We start from the raw sequence: 15,526 nt of genomic DNA, 5'->3' as shown, positions 1-15,526 counted from the left end.
TGCAGTTGGCGGTTGGCAGTTGGCAGTTGGCAGTTGGCAGTAGTAACAAATTACCAATTACCAATTACCAATTACCTACAAGATTTTTTCCAGACCGTAAACGAGCGATCGCAATTCAATGACTTTGCGTATAGACAGCAAGACTCCGGGCATATAACAAGCGCGATCGCTCGTATCGTGTCGTAAAGTATAAACTTGACCGGCACCGCCAAAAATTACCTCTTGGTGGGCAATTAAACCGGGTAAACGGATGCTGTGAATGCGAATCCCTTCATCCGCCAGTGAACCTCGAGCTCCGGCTAATTTTTCGGTTTCCTCAACTTCTGGAGGATTGAAAGTTTTTCCCATCTCTGCTAACATTTGGGCAGTTTGAATTGCCGTACCGCTGGGAGCGTCGGCTTTTTGATTGTGGTGCAGCTCGATAATTTCTACGTGTTCAAAATACTGAGATGCCGTGACGGCGGCTTGTTGGAGCAAAACCATGCCGATCGAGAAATTGGGTATGATCAAACACCCTGTGCTCGCTTTATCAGCAAATTCAGCTAAGTTTTCAATTTGCTTGCTGCTCAAACCAGTAGTGCCGACTACCGGGCGAATACCGTAAGCGATCGCCGATCGCACGTTTTCATAAACAGACGAAGGGTGCGTAAAATCTACCATCACCCCTAACTGCTTTTCCTGAGCTGCTAAGACCAGCATTCCTTGCAAGTCGTCAGTGATGGGAACTTCTAACGGGCCGCATCCGGCTAATTCCCCGGCATCGGCGTTGAGGCACTCAGGAGAGCGGTCTACAGCCCCAAATAAGGTCATGTCACTAGCATGGGCGATCGCCTTAATTACTTCGCGGCCCATTTTGCCTGCAGCACCGTTAACAATCACCGGAATCGGAAGTTGATTCGCCATAATCTCAAAAATATCCTGAAAGTTTGATCGACTAAATTTTAACGCTTGTGGGAATTTGGGTAAACAAGGAATGAAAGACAGGATTGGTCGGCCAATCTTCCAAAACCCGGTTCAGATTCGAGAAATATTTTGCCAAATCGAGTAATTAGCTTAAAGAAACTCGGTGGCGGCAGAAGTTCTGAAAAAATTACATTCAATCTCATATTAAGCTCAATTCTGTAAGAACAGACTGCAAAGCTAATTTGCACCGACATATTTTTTCTGTGACTGCCAAATTCTCTCGAAATCTTCGATATGTCATGTCTGTCGCAACTGGTCTCAACCTGAGTTCTCAAAACCGACGGGTTAGGATTTTGCCTGCAATGCTTGCGGGCGCGACTGTAACGCTGCTGAATATGGGAGTTCGGCAGTTGGGAGGCCTGCAAAGCCTGGAATTGGGGAGTTTTGACTCGTTAGTGCGCTTGCAGCCAGATTCGGGCCCCGATCCGCGACTGCTGGTAGTGGGAATTTCTGAGGCCGATATTCAAGCTTTAGGGAGATTTCCGATTTCCGACGGTGTGATCGCTCAAACCTTGGCAAAACTGCAAAAGTATCAGCCAAAAGTCATCGGTTTGGATTTGTACCGGGATTTGCCTCAACCGCCGGAACACGAAGAATTGCTGGCCGCGCTGAAAGCACCGAATGTGGTGGCGATCTATAAATTGAGCGATTCAGAAAGTCAGGGAGTGCCTGCACCTCCGGGGATACCGCCCGATCGGCTCGGTTTTAACGACTTCGTACTCGATCCTGATGGCGTTGTACGCCGCAATTTGCTTTCAGTCTCGCAACCCGACAAAAAGATTGCTTTATCGTTTTCTGTGCAAGTGGCTTTGCTGTATCTCAAAGACAGAGTACAGCAGAAAAATAGCCCTGTTCATCCCCACCAAATCAATTGGGGAAAGGCAGAATTTGTGCCTTTAACTTCTAACAGTGGCGGCTATGCAAATCTCGACGCCAAAGGCTACCAAATTCTGCTCAAATACCGTTCTGGTAAGGAGGTGGCGCGACAAGTCAGTATCAGGCAGGTATTGAAGGGAGAAATTGACCCAAGCTGGGTTAAGGACAAGATTGTGTTGATTGGGACGACGGCACCGAGTACCAGAGATTTGTTTTTGACGCCCTACAGCCCGGTTAAAAAGCAAAGTCCGAAAATGCCGGGGGTGTTGCTGCACGCACAAATGCTCAGCCAAATATTGAGTGCGGTTTTGGATGGGCGATCGCTATTTTGGGTGTGGCCGGAATGGGCGGAAATTTTGTGGAACGGTGCTTGGGCGATGATTGGCGGGGTTTTGGCTTGGCGGATTCAGCATCCTGTGAGGGCGGGATTGGCTGGGGCTGCGGGATTGATGGGACTGTTGGGGATTAGTTATGGGATTTTTACTGGGGGTGGGTGGATACCGCTGGTGTCGCCGACTTTGGGTTTGGTTGTGACTGGTGTGAGTGTCAGTGCTTACAGGAAGCTTTACGATGCTTTTCACGATTCTCTAACAGGTTTGCCCAACCGGGATTTGTTCGTGGATTGTCTGGGGCGGGCGATCGCCAATACTAGGGGCCGCCGCAGCTATCTGTTTGCGGTGCTGTTTCTGGATTTAGACAGGTTTAAGGTGATTAATGATTCTTTGGGTCATTTGGCGGGGGATGAACTGCTGATGGCGGTGGTGTTGCGGTTGAGGACAAGTATTGGTCGCGCCGATACGGTGGCGCGGGTGGGGGGTGATGATTTTGCGATTTTGGTGAGGAATGTTGATGTTGCTACTGCGGTGGATTTGGCCACTCGAATTCACCAAGCTTTAATTGTGCCTTTTGAGTTGAAGGGGCAGGAGGTGTTTTTGACGGCAAGCATCGGGATTGCGCTGGGGGGCGAACCGGCTGCTACTGTCAGTGAACAGCCGGAACACTTGCTGCGGGACGCCCACACGGCGATGTACCGGGCAAAGGCTTTGGGAACGGGAAGGTATCAGGTGTTTAATGCTTCGATGCACGATTTGGCGGTGGAAAGGTTGCAGTTGGAAACTGATTTGCGGATGGCCCTCAAGCGTCAGGAGTTTTTGCTGCATTACCAGCCGTTTGTATCTTTGGCAAGCGGGAAGATTATTGGGTTTGAGGCTTTGGTGCGTTGGCAGCACCCGCTGCGAGGTTTGATTTCGCCGATGAAGTTTATTCCGGTGGCTGAGGAAACGGGGGCAATTGTGCCGCTGGGTGAGTGGGTGTTGGAGGAGGCTTGCCGGCAGTTGGAGCTTTGGGAGGGAATGTTTGGTTTCGATCGAGCTTTGATTATGAGTGTAAATTTGTCGGGAAAGCAGTTTGCCCAGCCAGATTTGGTCGATCGCATTCAGGTGATTTTGGAAACAACGGGTTTGAATGCCGAGAGTTTGAAGTTGGAGATTACTGAGAGTGTGGTGATGGAGGATGTGGAGTCGGCGATCGCGGTTTTGAAGCAGATGAAAGCGTTAAATGTCAAGTTGGGAATTGATGATTTTGGTACGGGTTATTCGTCGTTGAGTTATTTGAGTCGGTTTCCTACGGATACTTTGAAGGTTGATAAGTCGTTTGTGGGGCGGATGGAACTCGAAAGCGAGGGGGAGAATGTGGCGATCGTGCGGACGATTGTAGCGCTGGCTCATGCTTTGGGTATGGATGTGATTGCTGAGGGTGTGGAGACGGCGGCACAATTAGCTAGGTTGAGGTCGATCGGCTGCGAATATGGTCAGGGTTATTTTTTTGCTAAGCCGTTACCGAGCGAGGCTGCGACTGCTTTGATGGCTTCCGATCCGCAGTGGTAGTTGTGGGTTATTAGTTATTAGTTATTGTACGTTAGAGCTAAAATTAAAAGTCCATCGGGTTCCCAAAGCAGCTCTCTAATATGTTAGGTGCTAAAATTACTGCTAGGTAAACCTGAAAAAATTGTCAGCTATCTCGTTATCGCTCCTCGAAAATTAACAGAGTATCCTCTTAATTTAGATAACGCTCTCGGTAGCGATAAAGCTGTAATATTTCAGGGTTGTTTAGGATTAAATCAATAAAACTATGACTTACTGTTAGCACAGATTTCAATTAAAACTCTTGATGCTGAAGCAATTACTTGTTATTCTACAGATATTGATCATTGCCCGATCGCCCTTAGCTCAAAAAGGTGTTTCTGCCTGTAAGTGCAGCTTTTCTCCCAACTGCGGATGCTCAAACGAAAGTTCCCGCGCGTGCAAGTGTAGGCGATTCGCAGCAGCCCGACATCCGTAAAGTCGATCGCCCAAAATCGGTATCCCTAACCCTCGAACATCCGCTGCATGAACCCTCAATTGATGAGTGCGTCCCGTCAGCGGCAAAAACTCGACGCGAGTATGATTTCCCTCTTTCACCATTACCTGAAAACGAGTAACACTGGGTTTTCCGCACTCCCAATTGACTTGCTGGTAAGGGCGGTTTTCTGGATCGCCCCAAAGTGGGAGAGCGATCGTCCCCGCATCAACTTTTACAGTACCCGAAAGCACCGCTTCATAAACTTTGTGAACCTGATTTTTTGCAAATTGCTGTCTGAGTTGACTGCTAGTTTCTTTGTCCCATGCCAAAAGCAAAATTCCCGATGTTTCCCAATCTAAACGATGCACGACTGTCAAATTAAAACTATCAGGTAACAAGTTACGCAAACGACTAAAAACACTATCTTGATTTTCAAAATAACGACCTGGAACTGACAGCAATCCCGAAGGTTTATTGACCGCAATCAACCAATTGTCTTCATAGATAATCGGTAGCATTTGCGTAACGAGTAAGATGCCCGTTCCACAAGAAAAATTATTGCTTGTGGGGAGTAAGGGTTGGGCTTCTAGCCCGCCCGTCAAACCCCCATTTATATTAGAAACAATCGGATTTTGAGCTAATCCTGACAGCAAAAAACCCATCAACGGCTGACACCGATCGCCACAAGCACCGTAAAATTCTCCCTGTATCTTATCCCCCGATGGCGGCCCCCACCAAAACTCAGCCATTGCCAGCGGTTTCAGATTGTGTACTGCAGCACAGTGAAGCAATTTTGGCGCGCAACAGTCGCCGGTGCCAGTGGGAATAGAATTAGTTGGCATCAATGAGGAGATCGATCGCGATGTCCCCAAAAAATTCACCAGAGTGTAAGCCGCGTGCATTTGCGTCTGAAGTTCGCGGGAAAGTTCTTTTCGCCGCTGTTTCAGCGCCCGCATCCGTCGATCCGCAGCTTCAATTAATTGTTTGAGTGGCTGCAATGTTTCATCCCGCTGTCGTTTCAATTGCCTGCGTTCAATTTTCTCCAAACGGCTTTCTTGATTCAGTTGTTCCAGGGCAATTTCTAGTGTTTCTGCTGGGAGAGTTTGACACAGTAACTGGCGTTTTTCATCTCGCTGCTGCTTGCAATTGCGATGCCGATCGCTCAAAACTTGCATTTGCACTTCAAACTCCCGAAATAAGGCTGCATACTCTTGTCGCTGCGGGAGTTGATTGAGTGCAATAAGTTCCTGTTTCATCGCCTCCAATTCAGTTAAGGTGCGGGCTTCCTCGAAAGCAACACGATCTCGTCCCGGAATCGGTGGCACCCAGCCCTCAACAATGCTGCAACCGTTCAGCAGCCCGGAAAATGCTTTGAGTATCCCCTGTTCCCCCGAAGGCATCTCCACCAGTAATATGCCGTACATCTTCCCTTCGCGATCGTAGGAGTCGTCAGCCGCCAGGTATTGCATCAAACCCCGCGCGAGATCCTCGGAAATTAGAGTGCGCGGCAGTCTCAGCAGTTCGCCACTTTGAGGACAACGGCCTTCGTACCAATAATTCGGCTGCGAGTCGATCGACTCCCAATGACAGTCCGTGACATCTAAAAGCGCGTGCATTTCTAACATATTAAATTTGGTTTGAAATCTGAATTAGGGCATATCTGCTTGTATTCTGGATGCTTTCGGTCAATCTATTTTAGATTTTAGATTTTAGATTTTAGATTTAAGCATTGACCCAGCACAAAAACGGATACGCTGCCACGTACAGGAGTCGTGGAAAGATAAAAATTTTCGACCCTAGTTCAAACTCCCAGATTTATCTGTGGGGTAAATCGAGAATCGAAAATCGAAAATCGAAAATCGAAAATCGAAAATCGACTGACCCCACGGATAAATTCGGGGGGCAAGTTTCATCGGATACAGGTTTTTTATTTCTGGGTCCTGAGTCTGCTTTCGGAATTAATCCGGGGGCTTGTATCCTGGATGCTTTCGGTCAATCGAAAATCGAAAATCGAAAATCGAAAATCGAAAATCGACTGACCGTATCTTACATGGGTGTACCGAAAGTGGGAAGGGTGCATAATTTTATACCTAGTAGAATTAAGTAAAAAGGATTGGTTGCACCAAGCCTGATATGCTAAATTTGTTTCAAAACAGCAGCGAGATTAAGAAAAGCATAAGTTAATATATAAGACCGCAAGCTTGTTATCCCACTAAATTTTTATGTGAAAGGCGTATGCCAGACCTCTCGACTTCGGCTCCAGAAAACTCCTCAAACCCCCAACCAGCTCTGCTGCCGCCAATTTTAAGAATTTTAGCAGCATTTCCAGATTACGATCGGGGCAATAGATTGTACGCCGCAGGAAGGTACGAAGCGGCAGTCCTTTGCTACGGAAAAGCGGTTCAAATCAAGCCGGACTGGGCCAGGGCGTGGCTGAATCTGGGCAAAGCTTACAAGCAACTGCATTCCTACGCAGAAACCGTAGCCTGCGCCGATCGAGCTACAGCAATTAATCCCGAAGAATACTGGGCTTGGATGCTGCGCGGCACAGGGCTGTTAAGTTTGCAAAATCACTCAGAAGCGATCGCCGCTTTTGACACCGCTATTCAAATCAATTCAGAAAAGCACGAAGCTTGGTATCAGCGCGGCAGAGTTTTAGAGGAATTGCAGCAGTGGGATGCAGCCGCAACCTGTTACAAAAAAGCAACCCAACTTCATCCGAATTTACCCGCCATGTGGTATCGGCAAGGCAACGTGTTGGTTCAAGCGGAGCGCTATCCTGAAGCCGTTGCCGCTTTCGAGCGCGCGCTGAAACTCGTCCCGACTAATTGGGAAGCTTGGCTGAACCGAGGTTTGGCTTTGATGAAAGCCGAACGCTACGCTGAAGCTGTAACTTCTTACGATCGCGCCATTCAACTGCAACCACAAAATAGTCTGGCTTGGTTCAATCGAGGCATTGCTTCAGCAAAATTGCACAAATATGCAGAAGCGGTGACAGCTTATGATCGCGTACTGCAAATGCAGCCCAACGACTGCGAAGCTTGGTTTTATAAAGGGATGGCCCTCAAACACCAGTGGGCAGACGCGGCAATTGCTTGTTTCGATCGGGCAATTCAAATTAATTCTTTTTATCCCGAAGCATGGATCGGGCGCGGTCAAACACTGTCAGAATCGAGAGATTTTGAAGGGGCGATCGCTGCTTTTGACCAAGCAGTTCAAATTAATCCGAATTTTCCCGAAGCTTGGCTGGGTAGAGGCATCGCCCTGGCAGGATTGGAACGCTACAAAGAGGCAATTATCGCTTACAGCAATGCCCTACAAATTGAAGGTAATTTTCTAGAAGCTTGGAACTTGCGAGGCGAAGCTTTGGAAAAATTACAGCAATACGAAGAAGCGATCGCCTGTTTTGATAAAGTAATCTCTCTGACTTCAGAAGCAGAAATTACATCAAAAGTAGGGTTGCAGCAAGGCGCCGCGCTGGAAAAATTGCAGCGTTACGAAGAAGCCGTCACAGCTTACAACCGCGTCCTAAAAATCGTGCCAGACAATTTTGAAGCTTGGTTGAAACGTGGCAACGCTTTGTCAAAATTGCAGCAGTACGAACAAGCTCTAGCATCATACGATCGAGCAATTACTGTCTGGCCCGATAACTATCAAGGCTGGGTACAGCGAGGTCTGATCCTAGGGGAAATGCAGAACTATTCCCAAGCACTCGTCGCTTTTGACCAAGTGATTCAACTCAAGCCAGACAACTGGGAAGCTTGGGCGCAGCGGGGCGACGTTTTGCAAAAATTGCAGCGAACTCAAGATGCCATTAGCTCTTACGGAGTCGCCCTCGAAATCAAACCCGATTACTACGAAGCTTTAGTCAGTCGAGAAGAATTAAGACTCAAGGGCGCGATGTCAGGAAAGTGGTAAGTGGAAATTGACGAATAGTTTGGAGTTTTGAAATTGCTTTGTTCCTCGTAACGCAGCGCTGGGGTAAAGTTTTAACCTGAACTTCCCCTGCAAATAAGCTAATCCGCATTTAAATTGCATGGTAAAATAAATTTTAACTCTTGTGGGGAGTAGGGGTTGGGCCGGAAAGACCGCCCTCAACATACAATTTAAATGCACAATTAACAATCGAATTAAGTTGATTATGCGACAAAGATAGGGATTTTATAACGCCAGATAACTTGTGATAAGCTGATGCACCTCAGCTTAGTTTTTACTTTTTTTATATAGCATTACTCGGAAATCTCTGCTTCAAAACAGGCATTATCGGACAAGGTTTTTGCTCCTGTAAATTCTCTGGTTTGTTCCAAGTAAAAGGCCCTTTTTTCTCCGCCGCCATCCACAGCAAGCTTTTTGCTCGCGTCATCGCCACATACAGCAGTCGAAACTCTTCGGCTGTTTTCAAATAACCTGCTTGTTCCCAGGCTTCGCCTAGATTTGGTAAAGGATATTTTTCGTGCAAACTTGCTCGAATTTGTGCTCGTGCTACCTCTGCTAAAGTGAAATCTCCTAAAAATCGGGTTTGTGGCAAAACTCGCAAATTTCCGGGGATGGTTTGTTCGTGCAGAAACGGCAAAAATACACAATCCCAATCCAGTCCTTTGGCTTTGTGCATGGTAATAATGGTTAGTTGACCTTTGCTGGTATAACGTTCTTCTATTTTGTCGTCTGCATCCACAGGTTCAAATCTTTCGGAACTGACAATTTCGCTTAGTACGCCCAAAATATTGTGCATTGAATTGTTGCCGGCTGTTTGGATTGCTACCCGTTCTGCTAATTTGTCGGCGGTGGCTAATTCTGTTTGGTCGTATTGCAGCGCTAAGGCTAAGAATGAAATGATTTGGTAGGGTGGCAGTTCTAAGCTAGCTTGCAGCAAACCGCAGCAAAAATAGCGACATTTGCGAACGGGGTCTGACTGCTGGGGGTCTAGGGGGCCTGGGTAAAGGAATTGTTCGGGGCTAGTCGCAAAAGCATTGTAGTCTTGTTTGGGGATCAGTTGCCGATCGCTCAAAATCTTTAACGCTGCTTTCAGGTAGTCTGGAGAGTGCGGGCGATCGAGAAATTGCAGCAGTGTTAAGATTTCCCAAGGCACTTGAGAATGTCTGTCCCGCTCTCCCACATCCTCAATTTTAATCCCGTATTTCCGCAAATCAAAGCTTAATCCGTGTTTTTGAGGATTTTCCAGCACTTCTTTGATAAACTTGCCTTGTTTGTTTTCCCGCACCAAAATAGCCATCGATTTCAGATTTTCTAACGGCAATTTTGCACTACTTTCCCCATCGGTAGCTTCTTCGCCTGAATCGATAGCTTTTTCAGTTTTTGTAAATTCAAAATCGGCTGGTAAAAATTCCTCAACTAACTCAATTACCCGCTGACCAATTAACTCTACTGTATGGTAAATATCGCGGGGAGTATGCAATTCTAAGCCTCGACCAAGGGGAGCCGGATTTGCATTCTGCTGCGGGTCATCGCTGGGTACGGGCTTAATAGTTTGGTCGCGAAAAGGCTTTTCATGTTTCGCTAATTCCGAACCATTTACCCATTGCAACATAAAGTTAGCCGCATCGATAATTACTTGGGTGCTGCGGCCGGCACCGTCCATTGTAGCTAACTTATTCTCTACTTCGCACTCATCACAAAATTGGTTAAAATAAATCGGGTCGGCGGGAGTGAAAGTAGAATTAATCGCTTGATTTGGGTCGCCAACTCTGATAAAATTGGGAGGTAAAGTAGGATGATCGGGATCGATCGCCAATGTTTCCAAAAGCCGAGTCTGCAAAGGTGTAGAATCCTGCGCTTCGTCCTCAAAAACAGCAAATACTTGCTTTTGCTCGATCGCCCTCGCCTTCGGATTGTCCAACACCCGCAAAGCTGCTAAAATCATTTCGTCGTAATCGATGAATTCCCGACTCCTCAACAAAGCCTGATATTTTTGATATAAACCCCCAGCTACCGCTAAAATCTCATAACCGTCCCCACTATCAAGAGCGCTCATTTCTAACAACTGTTCGGGAAATAAACCAGAAGATTTCGCCTCGTGAATCACAGTTTTAGCTACCTGCGGCAAAATTTCCGTCCGCAAAACCGATTGTCGCCGCAGCCTCTCCGTTTCCTCTCCGTCGAATTGCTGTCCTTCCAACAAAACTTGATATCGGCGGGGATTTTCCGCAATCCAAAGTTCTACACAGGTGCGAATTAATCGGTGACTTTGAGTAGGAGTAACTAAGGTTGAATTTTCTAAATTTAAACCCGACAAATCAGGATGGCGCATCGCAATATTCAAAGCTAAACCGTGCAAAGTGTGCACCGCAAAACCGCCTTGAGATAAAGACAATTGGGCCAATCTTTCCCGAATTTTAGCTTTAATATTAGCAGCAGCCGATCGCGTAAATGTCACGACAATTAACTGGCGACGGCTGTGAAGCTGGTTGCGGGCGATCGCAATTGCCGACGCAGCAGCCATTCCCGTAGACTTCCCGGCTCCCGGAACCGCCGAAACAGCAAGGGGGCCGCCTTGCCAATCCGCCATGTCCTGCTGGCCCGCACGCAAGCTTTCGCGAATTTTAAGGCAAGCTTGTTCTCGCAAAACTGCCGCAGAGTCTAACCCAGAGGAAATGTTGCCAGGGCGATCGATATTGGTTGTCGATCGCATAAAATCAGAATCAAATTCATCAGTCATTATTACATCCGCGTTTATCTGCGTTCATCTGCGGTTAAAAATAAAAAAATCTGCAACCTCTACCGTTTCCATTTCGGTATCGGCTAAACTAACGCTATCTATTCGAGCTTAAATTAAAACCAGCATAAAATTCAATACCCAAGCCTTTTTTAGAGGAGTCACCCAAATGAAAACTCGCCTCAAAATCAATTCCCCGCCCCACAAGCCAAACCCAAACCCAGCCAACAACAGCACAACTCGTTTTGCTGTTGCGGTATTCTTAACTTTATCTTCCACAATTGCTTTGCCTAGCTGCGGAGGAGCTCAAACGTCCAGCAGCGCTCCAGGCGGCGCCGATTCACCCAGCATCCGTGAAAACCAAGTTACCGCATCGGCTCCACAATCAGCACCAGCACCCGAGCCAGCAGCCCAGAGGTCAAAAACTTCTGGTGCATCAAAAAAAGCAGCAGAAACAACCGCAACCCGTCCCCAACTGATTAAAAAAGCCGAACTCAGCGTAGTTGTCAAATCTATTGACGCCAGCACTAAATCTGTTACCAATATTGTCGAAAAACAGCAAGGCGATATCTTGGGTTTCCAAAATCAAAAGCCGCCGGATTCGAGTGTCCGCCAAACCGCGTCTGTGGAGATTCGCGTGCCTCAAGAACGGTTAGAAACTACTTTAGACGCTTTGGCAAAACTCGGAACTGTAGAGAACCGTGCTCTGACGGCTGAGGATGTTACCGATCAATTAGTTGACAATGAGGCTAGGCTGCGGAACCTTCGCAAATCGGAGGAAATGGTGTTAAAAATTATGGAGCGATCGGGTTCTGTCGGTGATGTGCTCAAAGCTGCTCAAGAGTTGAGCAATATTCGGGAGTCGATCGAACGCATTGACGCTCAGTTAAAAAGTTTGCGAAATCAAGTAGCATATTCGACTATTAGCTTAACTCTAGAAGCAGCAGTATCGGCTCAACAAACTCAGGAACCTTCTCTAGGTTTGCGGGTACAGGAAACTTGGGGGAAAGCAACTCATTCTGTGGGTGAATTGACGCTAGGTTTGTTTGGTTTGGGTATTTGGCTGTTGGCTTACAGTCCTTATTTTCTGTTAATTTGGGCTGCGGTTTACGGCTTTAATCGATTTAAGAAACAGCATTCTGTTCCGCAAATTCAAGAACCGAAACCGCCTCAGTAGTCAGTAGTCAGTAGTCAGTAGTCAGTAGTCAGTAGTCAGTAGTCAGTAGTCAGTAGTCATTAGTCAGTAGTCAGTAGTCAGTAGTCATTAGTCAGTAGTCAGTAGTCAGTAGTCATTAGTCATTAGTCATTAGTCAGTAGTCAGTAGTCAGTAGTCAGTAGTCAGTAGTCAGTAGTCATTCCACCCACATAAAATTTATCTATTGTGGAACAGCCGGAGAAACCGTTATTAAAACCAACGACAACTGGCAACTAACAACAGTCAACTGGCAACTAACAACAGTCAACAGTCAACTGCCAACAGTCAACAGTCAACAGTCAACTGACAACTGCCAACTGACTAATCATCAATTTGCCATCCATCTTTGGTATAGTCTTCATCCACAATCTTTTTCGGACGCATCACCAGAACAACTCGGCCCAAAATAGGAATATCCGGGGATTGTTCAAACCAGTACAATTCTAAATTGCCAGCGTTATCGGCGAGGAAATAACTGTCAGCATCCCACTGTCTGTGGGCTCGATCGGCAATAATCAAAACTTCTTCAACTTTGCCTTGCAGCGGTACCGGCAATTGATCGCTCATTTCCAAAACAGCCACCGGATCTTCAGCGTTCAAAATTACCTGCCATCCGGGAATCGCCACCCAAGCTCCGGCTCCAGAAAATTTTACCATTCGGAACGGCTCGATTTCCTCCGGCAAAGGCACTGCCAGCAAATCTGTCGTAGAAAGCGGCAATTTGCCGACAACCGGGACAACGCGCGGCAATTGTTCTTCGGTATCCAGCCGATAGACGGGCAAGCGGGGCGCTTCCCGTCTGGAAACGACGGTAAAATCAACGAGCAACTGCTCGATTTGCGCCCTAGCGGTTGGGCTGCTAGCTAATTTTAAACCGCGAGCAATTAAGCGCGATCGCTCTTGCAAATCGCTTTTCTGTCTCGCTAATTGCCAGCATTGGTAAGCCATAGCATCGCCGGGAGTGTCTGTGAACCCTTGGGGGAGACTCCCGAAGTGCGAAAACTCCTTGATCGCTTTAGCAACTTGGCGAGCATCGTCAACATCCAAATTGTGGGTTAGCATCAAAGCAGCGGCCCCGGCACGCTCTACTTGAGAGAGAATCCGAAACTCGTATAAGATATCGCTACCTTTGCCTAAAAAGTGCGATCGAACTTCCTCTGAAGCCCCAGCATTTACCATGCTGGTGTAAACTTGGGCTGCTACGCTTACTTGATTTTGCTGAATTGGCTCAAAACCAGTTTCTTCAAAAATCCTTTGAGAGTTGTAGCCAGCTTTTAGCAGTGCTGTGCAGGCCTGTCCCCACTCTACCCAAGTGCCTTCTTTGCGGCGGAGCGATCGAATTAACTTTTCAGCATCCACAGCATTGGTGGAGGGTGCAGATGCAGGAGGGGAGGAATCTTGCGGTGTATCAGTCATAATTGAATCAAAAACTAGCGCTAAGTTATGTGTTATTGGATACCGGCAAGGCTCGTGTCGCGGCAGAGCGATAGATTAATAGTAAGTGAGTTATGAGACTATTGTTACAGAATAGTTGCTCGCCTAAATTTACGAAGGGGAGTTTATCGTATTGTTATGGATAATGCCATTTCAGAGCTAGATCAAATTAAACGCCAGCTCATGACCCTACACAGACCGAAAAAGCCCAAAATGCTGGTAGTAGACGACGAACCAGACAATCTGGATTTACTCTACCGCACTTTCCGACGAGATTTTAACGTTCTCAAAGCTGAGAGCGGAATTCGCGCCTTGGAAGTCCTCGGCATCGAAGGCGAGGTCGCCGTGATCATTTCCGACCAGCGGATGCCCGAAATGAAGGGAACGGAGTTTTTGAGCAAAACCGTGCCCCAGTTTCCGAATACGGTCAGAATTATCTTGACTGGTTTTACGGACATTGAAGACTTGGTAGATGCGATTAACTCAGGACAGGTTTACAAGTATATCACCAAGCCTTGGGACCCGAACGAATTGAAAATGGTGGTGCAAAAGGCAGCCGAGACTTATGAAATTCTCAAGCAGCGGACTGAGGAATTGGATCGCGCCCAAACTCAAATACAACTGTTAGCAACAATCATGCAAACGGCTGTGGATTATCCGAGTTTGGAAGCAAGTTTAGATCCAATTGCTACTGCTATAAGTGATAATTTTTTGGCGGACTCTTGCATTTTGCAACTGGTGGAAGGAAATGTTTTAATACCAGTCCAAGGCAGTCACACCACTGGTGCAACTGTGGAAAATTGGCTGGCAGATGATCCTCTGGTTCGAGAAGCAATTACCTCTCAAACAATTCAGGGTGCTGTGAATATTGCGCTCGACACCAACCTAGCGAGTCTGCCGCACTATCAGAAATCCGGCATTCAAGCTCACCTGAGCATCCCGGTGATTCACAAAGGTCGATCGATCGCCCTGATTTCCATGCAGTGGAAGCAACCTTGTTCCCTGCGCCCCGACGAACTCACAACAGTTCACCTCGCCGCTCAAGAAGTTGCTTTGGTATTGACGAGTTTTCAGGGTCATTAGTCATCAGTCATCAGTCATTAGTCATCAGTCATCAGTCATCAGTCATCAGTCATCAGTCGGCTCTGTGTCTTGAGTCGAAAATGATAGCCAACCAATGATTAAAGACAACATATCACCGATCGCTAACAAATAAAAAAGCATTAATGACTGGCGACAGCATGACATGAATGGACGGATTAATTATTAGTTCCGGCTGACAAATCACCTTTTCCCAAATCACTTTTTCACCTTTTTCGCAATGACAAATGACCAATGACTAATAACGCCGAAGAAATTAAAACTATATTTAATCGAATTGCACCAGTTTACAACCAATTGAACGACTGGTTGAGCTTTGGGCAACACCGGATTTGGAAGCAAATGGCGGTGAAATGGAGCAGTGCGGGTCCCGGAAATACTTGTTTAGATTTGTGCTGCGGTAGCGGGGATCTAGCTTTGTTGCTGGCCAAACAAGCAGGGCCGACGGGTTGCGTATTTGGAGTAGATTTTTCTGCCGAACAATTGGCCGTGGCGGCCAAACGCGCGATACCTTTTCTCACCCCTATAAGTCCCATTTCCTGGGTAGAAGCTGACGCCCTAGACTTGCCTTTTGCTGACAATTACTTCGACTGCGCCACAATGGGTTATGGCCTACGTAACGTGACTGACATCCCCCGCAGTCTTCAGGAATTGCACCGCGTACTCAAACCCGGTGCCAAAGCAGCTATTCTCGACCTCCACCGCCCCAGCAATTCCCTAATGCGGAGCTTTCAGCAGTTTTATCTAGACAGTCTCGTAGTGCCCATTGCTCAGCAATTTGGAATGACTCAAGAATATGCTTATATTAATCCTAGTTTAGAAAAATTCCCGATCGGCCAGGAGCAAGTCGCGATCGCCAACAAAGCCGGATTTGCCACCGCCACCCACTACCCCATTGCCGGAGCTATGATGGGAGTATTGGTATTAGTCCGTTGACTGTTGTC

10 protein-coding genes are annotated in these 15,526 nt (G+C 47.1%); 6 read left to right on the top strand and 4 right to left on the bottom strand.

Annotated elements, in window-relative coordinates:
* Positions 1-75: 75 nt before the first annotated feature.
* On the bottom strand, positions 76-903 hold the full coding sequence (dapB, locus tag Q5691_RS06010; RefSeq protein WP_333344162.1) for a 4-hydroxy-tetrahydrodipicolinate reductase: 828 nt from the start codon (positions 901-903) through the stop codon (positions 76-78).
* Positions 904-1,202: 299 nt separating this feature from the next.
* On the opposite strand from dapB, the gene Q5691_RS06005 reads away from it, so the two are divergent.
* Both Q5691_RS06005 and Q5691_RS27655 read left to right on the top strand, forming a co-directional pair.
* Positions 1,203-3,725 (top strand): EAL domain-containing protein, encoded by a 2,523-nt coding sequence (locus Q5691_RS06005; RefSeq protein WP_333344161.1) that lies wholly within the window; start codon positions 1,203-1,205, stop codon positions 3,723-3,725.
* An 87-nt stretch (positions 3,726-3,812) separates the two neighbouring features.
* Positions 3,813-3,965, top strand: a complete 153-nt coding sequence (locus Q5691_RS27655; protein ID WP_445242603.1) for a DUF6883 domain-containing protein — start codon at positions 3,813-3,815, stop codon at positions 3,963-3,965.
* Positions 3,966-4,067: 102 nt separating this feature from the next.
* On the opposite strand, the gene Q5691_RS06000 is transcribed toward Q5691_RS27655, so the two are convergent.
* A complete protein-coding gene (locus tag Q5691_RS06000; protein WP_333344159.1) occupies positions 4,068-5,804 on the bottom strand; it encodes a pseudouridine synthase in 1,737 nt (578 codons plus the stop codon).
* Positions 5,805-6,414: 610 nt separating this feature from the next.
* On the opposite strand from Q5691_RS06000, the gene Q5691_RS05995 reads away from it, so the two are divergent.
* A complete protein-coding gene (locus Q5691_RS05995; RefSeq protein WP_333311842.1) occupies positions 6,415-8,097 on the top strand; it encodes a tetratricopeptide repeat protein in 1,683 nt (560 codons plus the stop codon).
* A 301-nt stretch (positions 8,098-8,398) separates the two neighbouring features.
* Here Q5691_RS05995 and Q5691_RS05990 read toward each other — a convergent pair whose 3' ends face one another.
* Positions 8,399-10,855, bottom strand: coding sequence for an ATP-dependent helicase (locus Q5691_RS05990; protein ID WP_333213005.1), 2,457 nt, complete (start codon positions 10,853-10,855; stop codon positions 8,399-8,401).
* Positions 10,856-11,021: 166 nt separating this feature from the next.
* Here Q5691_RS05990 and Q5691_RS05985 point away from each other — a divergent pair, with 166 nt between their 5' ends.
* The gene (locus tag Q5691_RS05985; RefSeq protein ID WP_333213006.1) at positions 11,022-12,029 is read left to right on the top strand and encodes a DUF4349 domain-containing protein; all 1,008 of its coding nucleotides are present in this window, start codon (positions 11,022-11,024) and stop codon (positions 12,027-12,029) included.
* A 339-nt stretch (positions 12,030-12,368) separates the two neighbouring features.
* Here Q5691_RS05985 and Q5691_RS05980 read toward each other — a convergent pair whose 3' ends face one another.
* Positions 12,369-13,463, bottom strand: a complete 1,095-nt coding sequence (locus tag Q5691_RS05980) for a RuBisCO accumulation factor 1 (protein WP_333213007.1) — start codon at positions 13,461-13,463, stop codon at positions 12,369-12,371.
* 156 nt (positions 13,464-13,619) lie between these two features.
* Here Q5691_RS05980 and Q5691_RS05975 point away from each other — a divergent pair, with 156 nt between their 5' ends.
* Both Q5691_RS05975 and ubiE read left to right on the top strand, forming a co-directional pair.
* Entirely contained in the window at positions 13,620-14,564 is a 945-nt protein-coding gene (locus Q5691_RS05975) for a response regulator (protein WP_333213008.1), read from the top strand.
* Positions 14,565-14,816: 252 nt separating this feature from the next.
* Positions 14,817-15,518 (top strand): bifunctional demethylmenaquinone methyltransferase/2-methoxy-6-polyprenyl-1,4-benzoquinol methylase UbiE, encoded by a 702-nt coding sequence (gene ubiE, locus Q5691_RS05970; protein WP_333213009.1) that lies wholly within the window; start codon positions 14,817-14,819, stop codon positions 15,516-15,518.
* Positions 15,519-15,526: the final 8 nt, after the last annotated feature.

It is taken from the genome of Microcoleus sp. w1-18aA5 (assembly GCF_036701705.1).
Taxonomy (GTDB): domain Bacteria; phylum Cyanobacteriota; class Cyanobacteriia; order Cyanobacteriales; family Microcoleaceae; genus Microcoleus.
This window is presented reverse-complemented; position numbering and strand designations above follow the sequence as displayed.

Excerpts from the sequence above, each read along its gene's own strand:
- dapB (WP_333344162.1), bottom strand. The coding sequence starts at position 903 with ATGGCGAATCAACTTCCGATTCCGGTGATTGTTAACGGTGCTGCAGGC.
- Q5691_RS05995 (WP_333311842.1), top strand. The coding sequence starts at position 6,415 with ATGCCAGACCTCTCGACTTCGGCTCCAGAAAACTCCTCAAACCCCCAA.
- Q5691_RS05985 (WP_333213006.1), top strand. The coding sequence starts at position 11,022 with ATGAAAACTCGCCTCAAAATCAATTCCCCGCCCCACAAGCCAAACCCA.
- Q5691_RS05980 (WP_333213007.1), bottom strand. The coding sequence starts at position 13,463 with ATGACTGATACACCGCAAGATTCCTCCCCTCCTGCATCTGCACCCTCC.
- Q5691_RS06005 (WP_333344161.1), top strand. The coding sequence starts at position 1,203 with ATGTCTGTCGCAACTGGTCTCAACCTGAGTTCTCAAAACCGACGGGTT.
- ubiE (WP_333213009.1), top strand. The coding sequence starts at position 14,817 with ATGACTAATAACGCCGAAGAAATTAAAACTATATTTAATCGAATTGCA.
- Q5691_RS06000 (WP_333344159.1), bottom strand. The coding sequence starts at position 5,804 with ATGTTAGAAATGCACGCGCTTTTAGATGTCACGGACTGTCATTGGGAG.
- Q5691_RS05975 (WP_333213008.1), top strand. The coding sequence starts at position 13,620 with ATGGATAATGCCATTTCAGAGCTAGATCAAATTAAACGCCAGCTCATG.
- Q5691_RS05990 (WP_333213005.1), bottom strand. The coding sequence starts at position 10,855 with ATGACTGATGAATTTGATTCTGATTTTATGCGATCGACAACCAATATC.